The sequence below is a fragment of the Clostridium sp. HBUAS56010 genome, assembly GCF_007115105.1.
Lineage (GTDB): Bacteria > Bacillota > Clostridia > Lachnospirales > Lachnospiraceae > Lacrimispora.
On record NZ_SULJ01000012.1, the window covers coordinates 48,226 to 67,544 of the forward strand.

General features: G+C 44.5%; 18 protein-coding genes, 1 riboswitch and 1 other annotated feature. Of the genes, 10 read left to right on the forward strand and 8 right to left on the reverse strand.

Annotated elements, in window-relative coordinates:
- From thiC to FAY33_RS16055, 8 genes are all read right to left on the reverse strand, one after another.
- Nucleotides 1-1,308 carry a phosphomethylpyrimidine synthase ThiC gene (gene thiC, locus FAY33_RS16020; RefSeq protein ID WP_143322235.1) on the reverse strand — a complete coding sequence of 436 codons (1,308 nt, stop codon included), beginning with the start codon at nucleotides 1,306-1,308 and terminating at the stop codon, nucleotides 1-3.
- Nucleotides 1,309-1,398: 90 nt separating this feature from the next.
- Nucleotides 1,399-1,507: riboswitch (TPP riboswitch) on the reverse strand.
- 36 nt (nucleotides 1,508-1,543) lie between these two features.
- Nucleotides 1,544-2,323 (reverse strand): tryptophan synthase subunit alpha, encoded by a 780-nt coding sequence (trpA, locus tag FAY33_RS16025; protein WP_143322236.1) that lies wholly within the window; start codon nucleotides 2,321-2,323, stop codon nucleotides 1,544-1,546.
- Complete coding sequence (trpB, locus tag FAY33_RS16030) at nucleotides 2,316-3,500, reverse strand: tryptophan synthase subunit beta (RefSeq protein WP_143322237.1); 1,185 nt, start codon at nucleotides 3,498-3,500, stop codon at nucleotides 2,316-2,318. Before trpB ends, trpA begins: the two co-directional genes overlap by 8 nt.
- Nucleotides 3,446-4,129, reverse strand: coding sequence for a phosphoribosylanthranilate isomerase (locus FAY33_RS16035; RefSeq protein WP_347562710.1), 684 nt, complete (start codon nucleotides 4,127-4,129; stop codon nucleotides 3,446-3,448). Before FAY33_RS16035 ends, trpB begins: the two co-directional genes overlap by 55 nt.
- Nucleotides 4,126-4,926, reverse strand: coding sequence for an indole-3-glycerol phosphate synthase TrpC (gene trpC, locus FAY33_RS16040; protein WP_143322238.1), 801 nt, complete (start codon nucleotides 4,924-4,926; stop codon nucleotides 4,126-4,128). The genes FAY33_RS16035 and trpC overlap by 4 nt, the downstream gene beginning before the upstream one ends.
- Nucleotides 4,923-5,942: an anthranilate phosphoribosyltransferase gene (gene trpD, locus FAY33_RS16045; protein ID WP_143322239.1), complete on the reverse strand. Its 1,020-nt coding sequence runs from the start codon at nucleotides 5,940-5,942 to the stop codon at nucleotides 4,923-4,925. The genes trpC and trpD overlap by 4 nt, the downstream gene beginning before the upstream one ends.
- On the reverse strand, nucleotides 5,920-6,534 hold the full coding sequence (locus tag FAY33_RS16050; protein WP_143322240.1) for an aminodeoxychorismate/anthranilate synthase component II: 615 nt from the start codon (nucleotides 6,532-6,534) through the stop codon (nucleotides 5,920-5,922). Before FAY33_RS16050 ends, trpD begins: the two co-directional genes overlap by 23 nt.
- The gene (locus FAY33_RS16055; protein ID WP_143322241.1) at nucleotides 6,531-8,006 is read right to left on the reverse strand and encodes a chorismate-binding protein; all 1,476 of its coding nucleotides are present in this window, start codon (nucleotides 8,004-8,006) and stop codon (nucleotides 6,531-6,533) included. The genes FAY33_RS16050 and FAY33_RS16055 overlap by 4 nt, the downstream gene beginning before the upstream one ends.
- 65 nt (nucleotides 8,007-8,071) lie before the next feature.
- Nucleotides 8,072-8,333, reverse strand: a binding site (T-box leader).
- A gap of 151 nt (nucleotides 8,334-8,484) precedes the next feature.
- Between FAY33_RS16055 and proC the strand changes: the two genes are divergently transcribed.
- From proC to FAY33_RS20100, 10 genes are all read left to right on the forward strand, one after another.
- Nucleotides 8,485-9,279, forward strand: coding sequence for a pyrroline-5-carboxylate reductase (gene proC / locus FAY33_RS16060; protein ID WP_143322242.1), 795 nt, complete (start codon nucleotides 8,485-8,487; stop codon nucleotides 9,277-9,279).
- Nucleotides 9,280-9,293: 14 nt separating this feature from the next.
- Nucleotides 9,294-9,842, forward strand: coding sequence for an NUDIX hydrolase (locus FAY33_RS16065; RefSeq protein WP_143322243.1), 549 nt, complete (start codon nucleotides 9,294-9,296; stop codon nucleotides 9,840-9,842).
- Nucleotides 9,843-9,903: 61 nt separating this feature from the next.
- Nucleotides 9,904-10,500: a stage II sporulation protein M gene (locus FAY33_RS16070; RefSeq protein WP_143322244.1), complete on the forward strand. Its 597-nt coding sequence runs from the start codon at nucleotides 9,904-9,906 to the stop codon at nucleotides 10,498-10,500.
- A gap of 335 nt (nucleotides 10,501-10,835) precedes the next feature.
- Complete coding sequence (locus tag FAY33_RS16075; protein WP_143322245.1) at nucleotides 10,836-11,723, forward strand: site-specific tyrosine recombinase; 888 nt, start codon at nucleotides 10,836-10,838, stop codon at nucleotides 11,721-11,723.
- Between the two features lie 169 nt (nucleotides 11,724-11,892).
- Nucleotides 11,893-12,417 carry an adenine phosphoribosyltransferase gene (locus FAY33_RS16080; RefSeq protein WP_143322246.1) on the forward strand — a complete coding sequence of 175 codons (525 nt, stop codon included), beginning with the start codon at nucleotides 11,893-11,895 and terminating at the stop codon, nucleotides 12,415-12,417.
- Nucleotides 12,418-12,614: 197 nt separating this feature from the next.
- Nucleotides 12,615-13,838: an NAD(P)-dependent oxidoreductase gene (locus tag FAY33_RS16085; protein WP_143322247.1), complete on the forward strand. Its 1,224-nt coding sequence runs from the start codon at nucleotides 12,615-12,617 to the stop codon at nucleotides 13,836-13,838.
- Nucleotides 13,839-13,843: 5 nt separating this feature from the next.
- Nucleotides 13,844-14,752, forward strand: coding sequence for an AEC family transporter (locus FAY33_RS16090; protein WP_143322248.1), 909 nt, complete (start codon nucleotides 13,844-13,846; stop codon nucleotides 14,750-14,752).
- 110 nt (nucleotides 14,753-14,862) lie between these two features.
- Entirely contained in the window at nucleotides 14,863-15,855 is a 993-nt protein-coding gene (gene add / locus FAY33_RS16095) for an adenosine deaminase (RefSeq protein ID WP_143322249.1), read from the forward strand.
- 105 nt (nucleotides 15,856-15,960) lie between these two features.
- Nucleotides 15,961-18,237, forward strand: a complete 2,277-nt coding sequence (locus tag FAY33_RS16100) for a bifunctional (p)ppGpp synthetase/guanosine-3',5'-bis(diphosphate) 3'-pyrophosphohydrolase (RefSeq protein WP_143322321.1) — start codon at nucleotides 15,961-15,963, stop codon at nucleotides 18,235-18,237.
- Between the two features lie 51 nt (nucleotides 18,238-18,288).
- Nucleotides 18,289-19,308: a CatB-related O-acetyltransferase gene (locus FAY33_RS20100; RefSeq protein WP_143322250.1), complete on the forward strand. Its 1,020-nt coding sequence runs from the start codon at nucleotides 18,289-18,291 to the stop codon at nucleotides 19,306-19,308.
- The last annotated feature ends 11 nt before the right edge of the window (nucleotides 19,309-19,319 follow it).

Here is a 19,319-nt window from a genome sequence, read left to right on the forward strand (position 1 = left end):
TCATTCATCAAAGATGGTAATGGGTTTCCCCTCCAGAATCCGGTTCATATTTTTCATGGCACAGAAATTGCCGCACATGGAGCAGGTATCTTCTTTTTCTGGTTTTGATGTTTCCCTATAATGTCTTGCTTTCTGAGGATCAATGGCAAGGCGGAACATGGCTTCCCAGTCTAAGTCTTTTCTCGCCTGGCTCATCTGGTGATCCCAGTCTCTGGCACCTTTGATTCCTTTGGCAATATCAGCGGCATGGGCAGCGATGCGGGCGGCAATAATGCCTTCCTTTACATCTTCTGTATTGGGAAGTCTTAAATGCTCTGCAGGAGTGACATAGCAGAGAAAAGCGGCTCCGGCAGCAGCGGCAACAGCACCTCCGATGGCAGAAGTGATGTGGTCATATCCAGGTGCAATGTCTGTTACAAGAGGTCCTAACACATAAAAAGGTGCCCCCTTGCAGATGGTCTGCTGAATCTTCATATTGGCGGCGATCTGGTCCAGAGGCATGTGTCCGGGACCTTCAATAATCACCTGTACGTTCTTTTCCCATGCCCGTGTGGTCAGTTCCCCTAAGGTAACCAGTTCTTCAATCTGGGAGATATCGGAAGCATCTTCAATACAGCCTGGTCTGCAGGCATCGCCCAGACTTAAAGTCACATCGTGTTGGCTGCAGATATCTAAAATGCGGTCATAATACTGGTAAAATGGATTTTCCTCTCCCGTCATTTCCATCCAGGCAAAGATAATGGATCCTCCTCTGGAAACAATGTTGGTCAGACGCTTTGCTTCTTTGAAGCGCTGGGCAGTCTGTCTGTTAATTCCAACATGGATGGTCATGAAATCCACCCCGTCTTTGGCGTGCATTTCCACAATCTGAATCCATTCTTCGGCAGTTATATCCTTTAACGCTTTATGGTAATAAACAACTGCATCATAGATGGGAACGGTTCCAATGATGGCAGGACATTCTTTTGTCAGCTTTTGACGGAAGATTCTGGTGTCTCCATAGGAACTTAAATCCATAATGGATTCCGCTCCCATTGAAACTGCATCCTGAACCTTTTCCAGTTCCATGTCCATATTATTTAAGTCTCTGGAAGTCCCAAGGTTTACATTGATTTTGGTTTTTAACATGGAGCCGATTCCATTGGGGCTTAAACAGGTGTGATGTTTGTTGGCGGGAATTGCAACTTTTCCTTCTGCAACCAGTTTCCTGAGTTTCTCCGGTTCCCATTGTTCCTTGTCTGCAACTGCCAGTAATTCCTTTGTCAGAATGCCCTTTTTAGCAGCATCCATTTGCGTGGTGTAATTCATATGTATCCTCCTTTGATTATCTGGAGGGATTTACGAGTACTTTTCGAGCAAAAAAAAGAACCCGTACCAACAGGCACGGGCTCAGAAAATTCATTCGTCTCGTATAAATCCCTACGTTGGCATTACCCAAATCAGGTTATAAAGGTCGAAGTTTGATTACTTCCTCTCAGCCCGCTTACGAGCTCCCTCTTGTGGCATTAGTGTAGCACCGGGTCAGACGGTTGTCAAGATGAAATTAACAGTCTTCTGTAATGGCTTTTTTCATTTCTGTTACAAAGCTGCAGATAGGACCAATGCAGTCGCTGCCATATTGAGCTGCCAGTTTTACAATGGCACTGCCCACAATCACACCGTCTGCCGACTGACTGATTTCCCTTGCCTGCTCTGGCGTAGAAATGCCAAATCCAACGGCACAGGGAATATCCTGCTCCTCTTTTACAAGGGCAATCATTTCTTTCATATTGGTTTTGATTTCACTTCTTACTCCGGTCACACCCATGGATGATACACAGTATACAAACCCTTGGGAATCTTTTGCAATGGTTCGTATCCGCTCTTTGGAGGTAGGAGCAATCAGGGAGATCAGATCAAGGTTGAATTCCTGACAAAAGGGCAGCAGTTCCTCTTTTTCTTCGTAAGGCAGATCCGGCACAATCAGTGCATCAATTCCGCATTCTGCGGCTTTTTTAATGAAGCGCCGGCTTCCATATACAAAGACAGGATTTAAATAGGTCATAAACGCCAGGGGAACACTGGTTTTTGTCCGGATGCGTTTAACGGATTCAAATAATTTATCCGTGGTAGTACCTGCGAAAAGAGCACGCTGATCCGCTTCCTGGATAACGATTCCCTCTGCCACAGGATCAGAAAATGGAATCCCGATTTCGATTAAATCTGCGCCTGCTTCTGCCATGGCAGGAATCAGTTCTTCGGTGATGGAGAGACTGGGGTCTCCTGCAGTGATAAATGGAATAAATGCTTTTCCCTTTGAAAATGCTTCCGATACTCTACTCATAGATTTCAACCCCCTTATAACGGGCAATGGAAGCCACATCTTTATCGCCCCGCCCTGATAAATTAATAACAATAATCTGGTCTTTTCCCATGGAAGGAGCCACTTTTCTGGCATAGGCGATGGCATGTGCGCTTTCAATTGCCGGAATAATGCCCTCCATACGGGATAGATATTCAAAAGCCTCCACCGCCTCTTTGTCTGTAACCGGAACATAGGAGGCCCTGCCTGAATCAAAAAGTGCGGCGTGCTCCGGTCCGATTCCAGGATAATCAAGACCGGCGGAAATGGAGTAAACCGGTGCGATCTGTCCGTATTCATCCTGACAGAAGTAAGATTTCATACCATGGAAGATTCCAGGGGTGCCATTGGAGATGGTGGCGGCATTTTTATCTGTATCAACGCCGTGACCGGCAGCCTCACACCCTACAAGACCCACAGACGGCTCATTTAAAAATTCATAAAAAAGCCCTATGGCATTGCTGCCTCCCCCTACGCATGCGATTAAAAGGTCGGGAAGTTTTCCTTCTTCCTTTTCTAACTGACCGCGGACTTCCCTTCCGATAATACTCTGGAAATCCCTTACAATCGTGGGAAATGGATGGGGACCCATCACAGAACCGAGAACGTAGTGGGTGTCATCTACCCGGTTGGTCCATTCCCTCATGGTTTCGTTGACTGCATCTTTTAAGGTTTTTGTTCCGCTGGTAACGGCATGAACGTTTGCACCCAGAAGTTCCATGCGGAATACGTTAAGTGCCTGACGCTTTGTATCTTCTTCTCCCATAAAAATCTCACATTCCATGCCTAAAAGTGCAGCAGCTGTGGCTGTGGCAACCCCATGCTGTCCGGCACCGGTTTCTGCAATCACCCGGGTTTTACCCATTTTTTTGGCAAGAAGAACCTGCCCAAGAGCATTGTTAATCTTGTGGGAACCGGTGTGGTTTAAGTCCTCCCGCTTTAAATAGATTTTTGCTCCGCCCAGATCTTTTGTCATTTTGTCCGCATAAGTAAGGAGAGAGGGTCTTCCGGTATAGGTTTTATTAAGAGCGTCAAGTTCCGATAGAAAATCATCGTCCTGACTGTATTTTTTGTAGGCTATTTCTAATTCTGTAACTGCGTTCATCAGCGTTTCAGGGATAAACTGTCCGCCGTGCCGTCCAAATTTTCCTTTTGACATGATGTTTTACTCCTTATTAATTGAATGATGTTCCTGATTTTATCAGGATCTTTTTTGCCTTCTGTTTCCACTCCAGTGCTGATATCCAGACAAAACGCATTGGTTTTCATTGCATCATATAGATTAGACTCCTCAATCCCGCCTGCCAGAAAATAAGGCTTTTTTATGGCAGGAATCATGGTCCAGTCAAAGGTTTTCCCGCTGCCGCCGTGGATGCCTTTGCAGTAAGTATCAAAAAGCAGAAAATCAACCGAGAGAGAATCTGCCAGATGAAAATCTGTTTTCTCCTTTATCCGGATGGCTTTTATAATGGGAACAGAAGTTTGCATCTCCTGTTTCATGTTCCTGATATAGGTTTCATCTTCTTCTCCGTGAAGCTGTATGGCGTCGATCACATGGTCCCTGACCAGGGGAAGAATTTCTGTCACCGGACTGTTTACAAACACGCCTACGGCTGAGATTTCTGGTATCAGTGCTTTTCTCAGCAGAAAAGCTTTTGAAGGAGAAATCTGCCGTTTTCCCGGTGCAAAGACAAAACCTGCATAGTCTGGTTTGAACCTGTTTACTGCGTCTATATCTTCTATGGTTTTTAAGCCGCATAGTTTGATCTGTTTTTCTTTCTGCATCATGTGGCAGCCCTCTGGAATGATTCAAGAAGTTCCTTTTTATTTTCTGATTTCATCAGGCTTTCCCCGATTAAAACCCCGTTGACTCCTGCATCAGCCAGAGAGCGGATATCTTCTTTGGTTCTGATTCCGCTTTCTGCAACAAAGATTACAGGGTCGGGAACCAGAGATCTTAGCCGGAGACAGGTATCTAAATTGACGTCAAAGTTTTTAAGATTCCGGTTATTGACTCCCACAATTCTTGCCCCTGCCATGAGAGCAGAGTGGATTTCCCTTTCATCGTGGGCTTCTGTCAGTGCACTTAAGCCCAGGCTGTCACAGATGGTTAAATACTCTTTTAAGGTACTGGTATCCAAAAGGGAGCAGATCAGAAGAACTGCCGATGCTCCAAGAACCTTTGCCTCATAGATCTGGTATGGGTCCACCGTAAAATCTTTTCTTAAAAGCGGGAGAGAGACGGACTTTCTGATCTCTGAAAGATATTCGTTTTCCCCCAGAAAATAGTCTGGTTCTGTAAGGACGGAGATGGCATCTGCTCCTGCCTTTTCGTATTCTTTTACAATTTCCACATAGGGAAAGTCCTCTGCAATGATTCCCTTGGAAGGAGAGGCACGTTTGACCTCGCAGAGAAAGGACATGGACTTTTTTTTAAGTGCCTGTTCAAACACTCTGCCATCAGGGCTGTCTTTTTCGGCATCCAATGCAGCCAGGGCAAGTTTTCGCATCTGATCCATAGGGATTTTTTCTTTTGCCGCCTCAGCCCTTTTTTTAGAGCCGGCAGCCAGAGTATCTAAAATCATTGGTACACCTCCTTAGAAGCCTGGATAAATTCTTCCAGTTTTTCGTATGCTTTCCCGGAATCAATCAAGCGTGCAGCAGTGTCCATGCATTGGGAAATGGTACAGTCATCGGTTCCAAGATACAGACTCAGAGCAGAATTCAGCAGAACAATTTCTCTTTTTGGACCTTTTAAAGTTCCCTTTAAAATTGCTCTTGTTATCTCTGCATTGTCAGAGGGAGTCCCCCCTTTCAGCTCTTCAAGAGAGGAAGAAGTAAGACCAAACTGTTCCGGTGTGATTTTGTAATGGGTCAACGCTCCAAAACGGATTTCACACACATGAGTGGGACCGGTAACGGTGGCTTCATCAAGTCCGTCTTCTCCGCAAACCACCAGTCCACGGTTCACGCCAAGGTTGCTTAGCACCTGGGCAAGAGGTTTCACCAGCTTTTCGTCGTAGACTCCAAGAAGCTGCATGGTGGCACCGGCAGGATTGGAGAGCGGTCCCAGAATATTAAAAATGGTCCGCACGCCCAGTTCTTTTCTAACCGGACCGGCATATTTCATGGAGGAGTGGTAGGTCTGTGCAAAGAGAAAACACATTCCTGTGTTCTTTAGCAGAAGTTTGGATTGTTCTGCTGTCAGGTCTAAATTCACTCCAAGGTGCTCCAAAACATCGGCAGCTCCGCTTTTGCTGGATACACTGCGGTTGCCATGTTTGGCTACCGGAACTCCTCCGGCAGCCACCACAAATGCACTGGTGGTGGAGATGTTAAAGGTTCCCGCTTCATCTCCCCCGGTTCCTACAATGTCTATGACCGGAAAATCCGGTTCCAGACGAAGGGATTTTTCCCTCATGACAGTGGCGCAGGCTGTGATTTCATCAATGGTTTCCCCTTTCATCCGGAGACCTGTGAGAAAAGCGGCGATCTGGGCGGGTGTTGTCTCTCCGCTCATAATCTCGTTCATAACCTCTTTGGCGGCATCAAAGCTTAAATCCTGACCTGTTATTACCTCATGAATTGCTTTCTGGATCATGGTTTTTTGCTCCTTTCCTTGCTTTCCCTATGGATAAAAAATTTCTTAGAATGGTTTTGCCATCTGGTGTAAGAATGGATTCCGGGTGAAACTGAAGCCCATAAACCGGATAATCCTGGTGCTTTACTGCCATAATTTCTCCCTGGTCGTCGGTGGCAATCACAGAGAGAGAAGAGGGAAGAGATTCCCTTTGGGCAATGAGAGAGTGATACCTTGCAGCCGGAATCTGTGCGGACAGACCGAAAAAGAGAGGATCTGTCCGGGAAACCGTAAGAATACTTTGCTTTCCGTGCATCAGCTTTCTGGCAGGTGTTATGGCAGCACCAGACACCTCACAGATAGCCTGATGCCCCAGACACACACCAAGTATGGGAATTTTCCCGGTAAATGTCCGGATTGCTTCTTCACAGATTCCGGCATCTTTTGGATAGCCGGGACCAGGGGAGAGGATCAGATAATCGGGAGAAAACTCTTTGATTTCCCCGATGGTTTTCTCGTTGTTACGGATTACTTTAATCCGTGAGTCCAGCCCGCCAAGCATCTGAACCAGGTTGTAGGTAAAACTGTCATAATTATCAATCATCAGAATCATAAGCTGTTTACCTCCGCCGCTTTCTGTAAGGCATAAATCACCGCTTCTGCTTTATGTCCGGATTCCTCATATTCCAGTGTTGGAATACTGTCTGCAACAATTCCGCTTCCTGCCTGCACAGTTACAATTCCATCTTTTTTTGCTGCCATCCGAATGGCAATGCAGGTATCCATATTTCCCGTAAAATCCACATACCCAAGGGCACCTCCGTAGACCCCTCTGGGAACGGATTCCAGTTCGTCAATAATCTGACAGGCGCGAATCTTTGGAGCACCGGATAAGGTTCCGGCAGGAAGAACAGATTCAATGGCAGAAAATGCGTCGCAGTCTTTTTTGATGACAGCCTCCACCTGGGAACAGATGTGCATGATCTTGGAATAGCGGTGGATGATTTTGTATCCGGTTACCTCTACGGTGGAGAATTCAGCAATCTTTCCAAGGTCATTCCGCCCAAGATCTACCAGCATGTTATGTTCTGCCAGTTCTTTTTCATCTGCCAGCAGTTCTTTTTCAAGCCTTTTATCTTCCTCCTCATCAGCACCCCTTGGTCTGGAACCGGCAACAGGAAACGTAGTAAGGCGCCCGTCTTTTAGCCGGACAAGAGTTTCCGGGGAAGTGCTCATAATCTCCATATCCCCGGTGCAGAGATAGACCATATAGGGGGAAGGATTGGTGGTTCTTAATACCCGGTAGGCATCGAACAGGCTGTCAGAATATTCACTGGTAAATTGTCTGGAGAGAACTGTCTGGAAAATATCTCCGTTAACAATATACTTTTTTGCCTGTTCCACCATAAGGCAGTAGTCCTCTTTCGTCACATTGCAGTGAAAGCTGGGAGAGCAGGAAGAGGCGGGCTGCTTTTTAACCGTTGTTTCCCGAATGATTTCTGTCAGTTGTTCTATTTTTTTACAGGCATTTTTGTATGCTTCTTCCACATGCTCTGTCTTCATGTTTACCACAAGACTTATTTTTTCTGTCAGATGGTCATAGGCAATCACCGTATCAAAAAGCATAAGGTCAAAATCATTGCAGTTTCCTTCCTTGATGGAGAGAATTGGTTCTGCATAGCCGATCATGCGGTAGGAAAAATATCCTACAAAACCTCCAGTAAAGGGAGGAAGACCGTTGATTTTTGGTGACCGATACTCTTTTAGAAGATCCCTTAAAACGTCATAAGGCGTATCAGTCTCAATGTTTTTGGTTTCTTCCTTGCTGGAATAATGATGTATGGTAACTTCTTTGTTTTTGCAGGTAACCTGCATGATGGGGTCATATCCAAGAAAGGAGTAGCGGCCCCAGGTTTCTCCGCCCTCAACGCTTTCTAACAGATAAAAACGGCTGTTCCTGGCTGCTATTTTCTGCAGCAGGCTAATGGGAGTTACAGTGTCTGCAAAGATTTCCCTGCAGATCGGAATTACGGGATAGGAAGCGGCAAGCTTTTTTATTTCCCTGATGTCCGGTGTAGTATTCATGGTTTCCTTACTCCTTTCTTATACAATAAAAAAAGCTCCCGTCCCTCCTCCATATGATTATGGATAAGAGGGACGGAAGCTTATGATCTGATTTCCGCGGTACCACCCTGATTGGAGAAGATAGACTTCTCCCGCCTTTCAGCACACCAACATGTGCCTCCCCTTGATAACGGATAGGAAACCCGTCAGCATCTACTCCCGGAATATTCCGGTTTCAAGCCGCCCTCGCAGGTCCATTCAGATCGGACACCAACGCTTCCTCTCACCAACCGGAAGCTCTCTGTGCATGATGAAGTGATCTTACTTACTCCTGCTCAACAGTTTATTATTTTGCTTTGCTACAGTATATGAGATGGAAATACAAATGTCAACATTTATTTTTTTAAAATGATTTTGTTGTCATTGACATGATTTTAAGAATGGTGCTAGAATGATGCTGATTGGTTTTGATTTCTAACAGAAAACAGGAGGATGTTTCATGGCAAAGATCGGTATTATAGGAATTGGAAATATGGGGCTGGCAATATTAAAAGGGCTTCTTCATGTATATGACAAAGAAGATCTTATGTTCACAGATGTCAATAAGGACCGGTGCACGCAGATCACAGAAGAACTGGGAGTTTTGCACGCAGATCATAACGGCCAGCTTGCAGGGAATGCGAAGTATATTGTACTGGCTGTAAAGCCCCAGTATTTTACTCCGGTTCTCGCAGATATACGCAATGCTGTATCGGAAAAAAATGTGATTATTTCCATTGCTCCTGGCATTACCACCACCCAGTTGAAGGAAAAGCTGGGAGATGAAAAAAGGGTTGTCCGTGCCATGCCAAACACTCCTGCACTTTTGGGCGAAGGGATGACTGGAGTCTGCTACGAAAAAGGTGTATTTTCCGACGAAGAGCAGAATGCAATTAAGAATATCTTCAGCTCTTTAGGAAAGATGAGAATTGTAGAAGAACGGCTGATGAATGCAGTGGTCTGTGTCAGCGGAAGTTCTCCTGCTTATGTGTACATGTTTATTGAAGCTCTGGCAGACAGTGCTGTAAAGTACGGACTTCCGAGAGATGCTGCCTATGAAATGGCTGCACAGACGGTTCTTGGCAGTGCGAAGATGGTCTTAGAGACAGGGGAGCACCCGGGAGCATTAAAGGACAAGGTCTGTTCTCCGGGAGGAACCACCATTGCAGGCGTTTCCGCACTGGAAGAGCATGGACTGCGTAATGCGGTGATAAAAGCGACGGATGCCTGCTTTAAAAAATGCACAGAATTTTAACAGGGAGGGATCACATGGAACAGCCGCCGGTAAAACGTATAAAACGGGAATTGAAATACCAGGGAAGTATATTAAAGATTTATCAGGACACGGTCCTTGTAAGCGGTCATGAGGCACATTGGGACTTCATTCATCACATGGGAGCAGCGGCAGTGGTTCCTGTCACAAAAGAGGGAAAGATTTTAATGGTACGGCAGTACCGCAATGCATTGGACCGCTATACCCTGGAAGTTCCTGCGGGAGCACTTGACAGCCCGGAAGAAGCCAAAATAGACTGTGCGCACAGGGAGTTGGAAGAAGAAACAGGATTTAAGACCCGGAAAGAAAATCTGGAATATTTAATCAGCGTGAACACCACGGTTGCATTTTGCGATGAAGCCATTGATATCTTTGTAGCAAGAGATTTAGAAGAGTCAAAACAGGATCTTGATGAAGATGAGTACATTGAGGTAGAAGCCTGGACGGTAAAAGATCTGGAGGAAAAGATCTTTAAAGGAGAGATTACTGACGGAAAGACCATTGCAGCCATCCTTGCTTATGCCCGTAAATATCAGGTGAAATAACAGACCGAATAATTGTCCCCCTTAAGGCATAAATTATCACAAGACCTATAGGGGGAATGTTATGTCCAGTTTATTGTATGCACTGAAAGTGAGATTAAAAAGGAAACCAGAACCCGTTTATCTGCCCGCAAACCGGAGCACCAGCTCCCTGGATATTTATATTTTCTGCCTGTTTGGAGGACTGGTTGTTGGAACAGTACTGGCTAATTTCTGCTATGCTTCTTTCGTGGATGAAGCCGGGTACTATCTGGGACTTTTAGACAGAAATGTGAATCTGGCAAAGGATGAAAAACTGCAGTTGTTCGGTCAGGTTTTAAGCCAGAGAATGATGGAAGTCTGGCTGGTCTGGCTGGTGGGTCTGACTGCCTGTGCAGTTCCTCTGTTTTGTGCATTTGCAGTGTTATTCGGATTTTCTATCGGGTTTGTTATGTCGGTCATAACCATTCAGAAAGGGCTTATGGGTCTGCCTGTTTTTTTTATGACTGTCATGCCTCAGTCCTTATGTTATCTGCCGATTTTTGCAGTATTGCTCTTCTGGGGAAGCCAGAAAGGAAAAAAATTCAGGATTCCTGCATTTTTCATGCTCCTGGTTCTGACTGCAGCAGGCAGTGCACTGGAGGCATGGATCAATCCTGTTTTTTTGAAATTTGTCCTGTAATATGCTCCAAATTCAGTTGGCGTAGCCCAATACGCTGCCTTCCTCTGGAACAAATCTCTCACGAAGTGTAACCCGCATCTTGAAACAGGCAGTTTTCAGACACGCCCTGGAAAAAACGGAAAAAAATACAGAAAAATATAAAGAAAAAAATCACCATATCTTGCGAACAATACCCCGGTTTTCCCACATCTTGTATATGTTATGTTAATTTACCTGAAAATGCCTGTCAAGTGGGAAAAATGTGTTTGATTTTATCGAAAATAGTCTATATAATGGTAGAATGAAGCCTTATTTTAAGGCATTTTTGAAACCGAACGGTTAGGGGACATATAGAAATGGTAGTTGAGATTGGTCATTTTATTATTTATTTAAGAGATATTAAAAAAACATCAAAAAACACAGAGGTATCATACCAGAGGGATTTGATGCAGATGGCTTCCTTTTTGGGACAGCAGGGGATTACGGAAGTAGGCAAAGTCACAAAGACAAGCCTTAATTCTTATATCCTTTATCTGGAAAAGGCAGGAAGGGCAACGACTACCATATCAAGAACCCTGGCCTCCATGAAGGCATTTTTTCATTATGAGCGGGAGCAGGGAAATATCTTAAAAGATCCGGCAGAACTGATCAAGGCTCCTAAAGTGGAAAAGAAAGCACCTACCATACTTACGGTGGATGAGGTGAACTGCCTGTTAAGTCAGCCTGACGGGGATTCCCCCAAAGAGCTGAGAGATCGTGCCATGCTGGAACTGCTTTATGCCACCGGAATCCGTGTGTCAGAGCTGATTCATTTAAAAAAAGTTGATTTAAATCTTTCCGTTGGTTATATTACCTGCCGGGATGAGCACAAAGAGCGCATGATTCCCTTTGGAAAGGTTGCAAAGCTCGCTCTTTCCGCATATATGGAACGGGGGAGGGAATATATGCTGAAGGAACAGGATGGAGAATGGCTCTTTACTAACTGTAACGGCAAGCCCATGAGCCGTCAGGGCTTTTGGAAGCTTATTAAGTTTTACGGTGATAAGGCCGGGATCGAAGCGGATATTACACCTCATTCCCTCAGACATTCCTTTGCCGCACATCTGCTGCGCAACGGTGCTGATATTCATGTGGTTCAGACCATGCTTGGTCATTCGGACATGGCGACTACGCAGATGTATATGAACTATACCAAAAAAGAGGTGGACCATCGTACTTATACAGGAGTTCATCCAAGAGGATAGGGATTTCAGCAACACTTCGATGCCTTCCGTAAACGATTACGGAGGGCATTCTGCCTGCAAAAAATCAACAGAGGGAAAACAGTATTTGCCTGTATAACAGGTTTGCGCTATAATAAGTAAGGCTTTATATTTTGCCTGTGAAAATTAAAACTATAATGAGGTATAAGAAATGAAAAAGTTAGAAGAGTACGTCACAAGCATTCCGGATTTTCCGGAGGAAGGAATTATATTCCGGGATGTGACTACCATACTGGAAGATCCGGATGGTCTTTCTCTTGCAGTAGACGGGGTTCGCGGGATGTTAGAGGATGTGGAGTATGATTCTGTAATCGGGCCGGAATCAAGAGGATTTATCTTTGGAGTTCCAGTTGCTTATGCAGAACATAAAGGATTTATTCCCATTCGTAAAAAAGGCAAGCTTCCAAGAGAAGTTCTTTCCGCAGATTACGAACTGGAATATGGCACAGCAACCATAGAGATTCATAAAGATTCTATAAAACCAGGTCAGAAAGTAGTTGTTATTGATGACTTAATTGCGACAGGCGGCACCATTGAAGCCATTATTAAACTGGTGGAAGAGCTTGGCGGTGTTGTGGTAAAGATCTGCTTTATCATGGAACTGGCAGGACTGAAAGGCAGAGAAAAACTGGCAGGTTATGATGTAGAATCCCTGATTGTCTACGAAGGAAAATAAATACATGAAAAAGAGAATCCGCAGTATGGGTTCTCTTTTTATTTATCGATATATTTTTATCAAAATTTATTTTTTTCGATACATCTTCCGGTGCTATTGATTTTATGAAATTCCCTATGCTATGATATGAATTATGTTACAGGCTGTATTGAAAGTGCAGCATATGAGAAATAGCGGATAGAGAAAGGAAGACATAAATGGCCGTACATGTAATAGACGAAGCAAACAGATGTTTGAACTGTAAAAAGCCTATGTGCCGTCAGGGCTGCCCGATTAATACGCCGATCCCGCAGATGATCCAGGCATTTAAGGGCGGGGATATCAATGAAGCTGGAGAGATGTTATTTGAGAACAACCCCATGTCTTTGGTATGCTCCCTTGTATGCAATCATGAAAAACAATGTGAGGGACACTGCATTCTGGGAAGAAAAGGACAATCTGTCCATATCAGCAGCATAGAGAATTATATTTCTGACACTATTTTTGATAAGATAAAGATTGAATGTAAGCCAAAGAACGGGAAGATGGTAGCAGTTATTGGTGCAGGACCTGCAGGAATTACCATTGCCATTTTGCTGACAAAAGAAGGTTACAGTGTGACGATTTTTGATGCAAAGGATAAGGTTGGAGGCGTACTTCAGTACGGAATCCCGGATTTCCGTCTGCCAAAGTCCATTCTGGAACGTTATAAAAAGAAACTGCTGGATATCGGTGTGAAGATCCGCCCCAATACTGCCATTGGCAATGCTTTGGAGATTAAGGATCTGGTCCGTGACGGATATCAGAGCATCTTCATCGGAACTGGTGTATGGAGACCGAAGACCCTGGGCGTAAAGGGAGAATCGTTAGGCAACGTTCACTATGCCATTGATTATCTGGCGAATCCTGATGCCTATGATCTGGGAGATAAGGTAGCAATAATTGGCATGGGAAATTCAGCCATGGATGTGGCAAGAACTGTAATCCGACATGGAGCAAGGAAAGTAACCCTCTATGCCAGAGGTCTGCACAGCACAGCCAGTGAGCATGAGACTACCTATGCCAGGCTTGACGGCGCTGATTTCCAGTTTGGAAAGCAGATTAAGGAGATCAATGAGGATGGTCCTGTATTCACTACCATTTTGTATGATGAAGAGGGCAATCAGATAGGAACCGAAGAAGAACCGGATCAGGTTTATGCGGATTCCACCATCGTATCCATCAGCCAGGGACCAAAGAGTAAGCTTGTCAGTACCACAGAAGGCTTAAAAGCCAGTCAGAACGGACTTCTCATGACCGATGATGAAGGCAGGACCACCATACCAGGTGTGTTTGCTTCCGGCGATGTTGTTCTGGGTGCAAGAACTGTAGTAGAAGCTGTGGCATATTCCAAAAAAGTTGCACATGCCATGGATGAATATATGAAGTCAAAAGAGGACTGATCCTGATGGATTACAGTAGTCTTATCAATCTTCAGGGAATGCTTTTTCTTCTGGTTGCAGCAGGAATTATTCTCAGAAAGACGGGAATAATGCCAGAGAGCGCAAAGTCTGTTTTAACAGATCTGGTGATCTGGCTGATTCTTCCCTGCAACATTATCAGTTCTTTCTTTCTCCAGTTTAATCTGGAGATATTAAAAGGATTTCTGGTGATTCTCGTTATTGCCACGCTGATTCAGTTTGGGTGTCTGATGATTGCCCGGACCTTTTATAACAGAGAATCTTCCGGAAGAAAAAAAGTGCTTCAATACGGAACCGTATGTTCCAATGCAGGTTTTATGGGCAATCCCATTGCAGAAGGCGTTTACGGAGCAGAAGGTCTTATGTATGCTTCCATATTTCTGGTTCCTCAGCGTATTGTCATGTGGTCGGCAGGGGTATCTTATTTCACAGAAAGCCCGAACCGAAAGGCAGTTGTAAAGAAGGTGTTGACACACCCCTGTATTATAGCTGTTTTTATCGGATTATTTTTTATGCTTACCCAATGGAGACTACCGGAATTTGTTGAGAATACCATAAGGAATATTGGTGGCTGTACCACTACCGTGTCCATGGTTTTAATAGGAACCATACTGGCAGAAGTCAGGCCATCGTCTATGTTTGACCGGGCTATTGTGAAGTATACGGTTATCCGGCTTTTGTTCATTCCCCTTCTGGTGGTGGCAGCCTGCAGGCTGGTATCCGTAGATCCTCTCATTACAGGAGTGTCCGTACTTCTTACGGGAATGCCGGCTGGAAGTACCACAGCAATTCTGGCGGCAAAGTACGATGGAGATTATATTTTTGCGACAAAATGTGTGGTAGTGACCACACTGTTATCCTTAATTACCATCCCTTTCTGGTGTGTGGTTTTGTAAAATGGCAGACGGTTTTATTCGTCTGCCATTTTCCGTGATTCAGAAAACCGATTGTTGACTGCTCCGGAATATGATAGAATATTTTTATTGAAGAAAAGGAGGGATCGTTGATGAAACGACTCGAGACAGATTTACATTTGCATTTAGACGGATCCTTATCCCTTGATGTGATCAAACATCTGGCGGCTGAGACTGGATATGATTTTTTAGGACGGGAAATTAAAGAAAGTGTTTCTGTAGGAGATAATTGTGAAAGCCTGACAGACTATCTGAAATGTTTTGATTTACCAGGACAGCTTCTGCAGACCGAAGAAGCTTTGGAACTGGCAGCAAAAGACTTAACAGAGCGTCTGGAAAAAGCGGGTGTGCTCTATGCGGAGATCCGGTTTGCGCCCCAGCTTCATATGCAGAAGGGACTGACCAAGGAAAAAGCGGTGGAAGCCGTAATCCGGGGAGTGGAAAAAGGAAGCGGACAATCTCCTTTTAAAGCTGGAATTTTACTCTGTTCTATGGTCAATGGATCGGACCGTGAGAATGAGGAGACATTTGAGATCGCCTCTTCTTATCTGGAAAAAGGAGTGGCAGGCGTGGATATTGCAGGTCCGGAAGGATTGCTGCCCATGAACCACTTTGAATCTCTGTTTCGAATCGCATATGAAAAAGACGTTCCTTTTACCATTCACGCAGGGGAATGCGGGGATAGTGAAAATATTAGAAAAGCAGTATCTTACGGTGCAAAGAGAATTGGTCATGGTTGTGCAGCCATTCACTCTGAATCATGTATGGAGCTTCTAAAAAAGGAAAAGATTACATTAGAGATGTGTGTAATCAGTAATTTGCAGACCAAGGCAGTTGCTTCCATCAAAGAGCACCCATTGAAGGCGTTTTATGACAGAGGCATCCGTGTAACTTATAACACGGATAACATAACCGTTTCTGATACATCTCTGGAAAAGGAAGCAGAACTGATTAAGAAAAATATGGGATTTACCGAAGCAGATTTAAGGCAGATGAACCGTTATGCTCTGGAAGCAGCTTTTTTAAATGAGACAGAGAAAGAAAAAATAATTGCATTTTTCGACAATAATAACTATAATGAATGATAACTGCGTGTAAAAAAACGAGGAATACTGGGAATGCTACGAAAAAGGTGACGGTATATGGCGGACTATCCAATGGTAGATAAAGATAAGATGATAGCGATGGAAATGGAAAAAAGAGAAAAAGGAAGGCTGGATGCAGATTTAGAAGCGCCGGCAGATTTCACCAGCCCTGAAGTGCTGTATGAGGACCTGGTAAAAAGCATCAAGCGGTACCATCCTTCCGATGATCTGACCATGATAAAAAAGGCATATCAGATCGCATATGATGCGCATAAAGATCAGAAAAGGAAATCGGGTGAACCCTATATCATTCACCCTCTTTGTGTTGCGATTATTTTGGCAGATTTAGAGATGGATAAAGAAACCATAACAGCCGGTATTCTTCATGATGTAGTGGAAGACACCGTTATGACCCTTGATGAGCTGAAAGCGGAATTCGGCGAGGAAGTGGCTCTTTTGGTGGACGGTGTTACGAAGCTGACTCAGATATCCTGGTCCATGGACAAGATGGAGCTTCAGGCAGAGAACCTGCGGAAGATGTTCCTTGCCATGGCAAAGGATATCCGGGTGATTATTATTAAACTGTCAGACCGGCTCCACAACATGCGTACGCTCCAGTACATGAAACCGGAGAAGCAAAAGGACAAGGCAAGGGAAACCATGGAAATCTATGCTCCCATTGCCCACCGTCTTGGTATATCAAAGATTAAGATTGAACTGGATGATCTGTCTTTAAAATATCTGGACCCGGATACCTATTATGAACTGGCTGAGAAAATATCACTAAAAAAGGAAGCAAGGGAATACTTTGTAAAGAGCATTGTCAGTGAAGTAGAGGAACATCTGCGCAATTCCGGAATAGAAGGGAAGGTAGATGGCCGTGTCAAACACTTTTTCAGCATTTATAAAAAGATGGTGAATCAGAACAAGACGCTGGACCAGATCTATGATCTGTTTGCAGTCCGGATTATTGTGGAGAGTGTCAAGGATTGTTATGCAGCTCTTGGAGTCATCCATGAACTGTATAAGCCTATTCCAGGACGGTTCAAAGACTACATTGCAATGCCGAAGCCTAACATGTACCAGTCTCTTCATACCACGTTAATTGGCAATAACGGGCAGCCTTTTGAGATTCAGATCCGTACTTATGAGATGCATCGCACCGCAGAATACGGAATTGCTGCACACTGGAAATATAAAGAGGGCGGCAGCGGACAGATGGCAGCAGCGAGAGAAGAAGAAAAATTAAGCTGGCTGCGTCAGATCCTGGAATGGCAGAAGGATATGTCTGATAACATGGAATTTCTTAACATGGTAAAAGGCGATCTGGATCTGTTTTCTGATAGTGTTTACTGCTTTACTCCGTCAGGAGATGTGAAGAATCTTCCAAGCGGTTCCACTCCCATCGACTTTGCCTATTCCATTCACAGTGCAGTAGGAAATAAGATGGTAGGAGCCAGAGTCAATGGAAAGCTTGTCAATATTGAATATGTGATCCAGAACGGCGATCAGGTTGAGGTCATCACCTCCCAGAACAGCAAAGGTCCAAGCCGGGACTGGCTGAATATGGTAAAGAGCACCCAGGCAAAGAGTAAAATCAACCAGTGGTTTAAGACAGAACTGAAGGAAGATAATATTCTTAAAGGGAAAGAGATGGTGGACCGTTACTGCAAGACAAAAGGAATTGTTTATTCCGATATAAACAAGCCGGAATATCAGGCCAAGGTCATGAAACGCTATGCGTTCAGGGACTGGGAATCGGTTCTTGCATCCATCGGGCACGGAGGCTTAAAAGAAGGCCAGGTCATCAATAAGATGATTGATGAGCGGGACAAAAAACTGAAGAAGGAAGTTACGGACAATACCATTTTAAATGGGATTGAAGATATGAGTAACAAGCTGCCTATAAAAAGGCGCTCAGGAAGCGGGATTGTGGTAAAAGGCATCCACGATCTTGCCGTTCGTTTTTCCAAATGCTGCAGTCCGGTACCTGGGGATGAGATCGTTGGATTTGTAACCAGGGGAAGAGGAATTTCCATTCACCGAACGGATTGTGTGAACATTTTCAACCTGCCGGAAGATGAGAGAAACCGTCTTATTGATGCAGAGTGGCAGGAGCAGGAAGGCGACGATACCAAAGAACGGTATTCCACAGAAATCAAAATATTTGCCAATAACCGAATCGGCATGTTTGTTGATATATCAAAGGTGTTTACGGAGAGACAGATTGATATTACTTCCATGAACTCCCGAACCAACAAACAAGGCAAGGCTACCATCACCATGACCTTTGACATCCACGGTGTGGAGGAACTTGGAAAACTGGTTGATAAGCTGAGACAAATCGAGGGAGTTATAGACATTGAGAGGACTGCGGGATAACGCAGTTTTCTTAATTTATGCCGAAGAACCGGGATCGAAGGGAGAATTTGGATGATACAGGGAGTTTATTATAATCCACATACGATCAGACAGGCAACGTTTTTCATGTTGCCGGTTCCAGGATCTGACCAGCAGTTTCCGCTGCTGCAGTTGGATACAGACAGCTATATTGTAGGTGCTGAGATCCAGTCCGGAATTAATTTTAACTACGGAGAAGGAGTTCATTGTATACAAATCGGCAGATATTCTGCGCTTGCAGAGAAGATAACATTCCTTGTTAATTTAAATCATGATTACAAATCAGTATATCAGGGAAGTCCCGGGTTTGCTCCAGGAACAGCAAAAAGCAGACTGAGAAGGAAAGGTTCCGTTCTTATTCAGAATGATGTCTGGATTGGCCATGGAGCAACGATTTTAAGCGGAGTTACCATTCATAACGGAGCCATTGTAGGCGCAGAAAGTGTGGTAACGAAGGAGGTTCCCCCCTATGCCATTGTAGCTGGGAATCCGGCAAAGATCATCGGATACCGGTTTGAAAAAGAGCAGAGAGAGGCATTGAATGCCATCGGCTGGTGGAACTGGGATTCCGATCTTTTGATGGAGCGGAGAGAGGATTTTGAAAAGCCAGTGGAATTGTTTATTAAAACTTATCAGGAAGAAGCAGACCGAATGTGGAATCAGGCAGTTCCCATTTATAGAAAAGAGGGGCGGAAGAATATTCTTCTTCTGATGGATGCGGAGGAACCTTTTCCAGTCTGGCCCAAAGTGTTGAATGAATACGTCTCTACACCAGGGCTGTGGTCCCAAACCAGACTTCTTCTTGGTATGTTTCCCCCGGCAGAGGAAAAGGGATACAGGCAGGTGGTGCTGGACTTTTTAAAGAATTTAAATAATCAGGAAGCGGAGATTATGATTCCAGAGGGAATCACAGAGGATAATGTGAAGAATTTGTTTGCATCAGCCGATTACTTTGTTACCACAAGGCAGGAAAAGAATCTGTTGTGGACGGAATATGCCTGCCACTATGGAGCAGAGATAAGATACGGTACGGATATCCCTGTATTATCCTAAAGGGTGAAATA

Coding starts and splice junctions, on each gene's coding strand:
- trpC (WP_143322238.1), bottom strand. CDS start 4,926: ATGATTTTAGATACTCTGGCTGCCGGCTCTAAAAAAAGGGCTGAGGCG.
- trpD (WP_143322239.1), bottom strand. CDS start 5,942: ATGATCCAGAAAGCAATTCATGAGGTAATAACAGGTCAGGATTTAAGC.
- trpB (WP_143322237.1), bottom strand. CDS start 3,500: ATGTCAAAAGGAAAATTTGGACGGCACGGCGGACAGTTTATCCCTGAA.
- FAY33_RS16100 (WP_143322321.1), top strand. CDS start 15,961: ATGGAAAAAAGAGAAAAAGGAAGGCTGGATGCAGATTTAGAAGCGCCG.
- FAY33_RS16050 (WP_143322240.1), bottom strand. CDS start 6,534: ATGATTCTGATGATTGATAATTATGACAGTTTTACCTACAACCTGGTT.
- FAY33_RS16070 (WP_143322244.1), top strand. CDS start 9,904: ATGTCCAGTTTATTGTATGCACTGAAAGTGAGATTAAAAAGGAAACCA.
- FAY33_RS16090 (WP_143322248.1), top strand. CDS start 13,844: ATGGATTACAGTAGTCTTATCAATCTTCAGGGAATGCTTTTTCTTCTG.
- trpA (WP_143322236.1), bottom strand. CDS start 2,323: ATGAGTAGAGTATCGGAAGCATTTTCAAAGGGAAAAGCATTTATTCCA.
- FAY33_RS16080 (WP_143322246.1), top strand. CDS start 11,893: ATGAAAAAGTTAGAAGAGTACGTCACAAGCATTCCGGATTTTCCGGAG.
- FAY33_RS16035 (WP_347562710.1), bottom strand. CDS start 4,129: ATGATGCAGAAAGAAAAACAGATCAAACTATGCGGCTTAAAAACCATA.
- thiC (WP_143322235.1), bottom strand. CDS start 1,308: ATGAATTACACCACGCAAATGGATGCTGCTAAAAAGGGCATTCTGACA.
- FAY33_RS20100 (WP_143322250.1), top strand. CDS start 18,289: ATGATACAGGGAGTTTATTATAATCCACATACGATCAGACAGGCAACG.
- FAY33_RS16085 (WP_143322247.1), top strand. CDS start 12,615: ATGGCCGTACATGTAATAGACGAAGCAAACAGATGTTTGAACTGTAAA.
- add (WP_143322249.1), top strand. CDS start 14,863: ATGAAACGACTCGAGACAGATTTACATTTGCATTTAGACGGATCCTTA.
- FAY33_RS16075 (WP_143322245.1), top strand. CDS start 10,836: ATGGTAGTTGAGATTGGTCATTTTATTATTTATTTAAGAGATATTAAA.
- proC (WP_143322242.1), top strand. CDS start 8,485: ATGGCAAAGATCGGTATTATAGGAATTGGAAATATGGGGCTGGCAATA.
- FAY33_RS16055 (WP_143322241.1), bottom strand. CDS start 8,006: ATGAATACTACACCGGACATCAGGGAAATAAAAAAGCTTGCCGCTTCC.
- FAY33_RS16065 (WP_143322243.1), top strand. CDS start 9,294: ATGGAACAGCCGCCGGTAAAACGTATAAAACGGGAATTGAAATACCAG.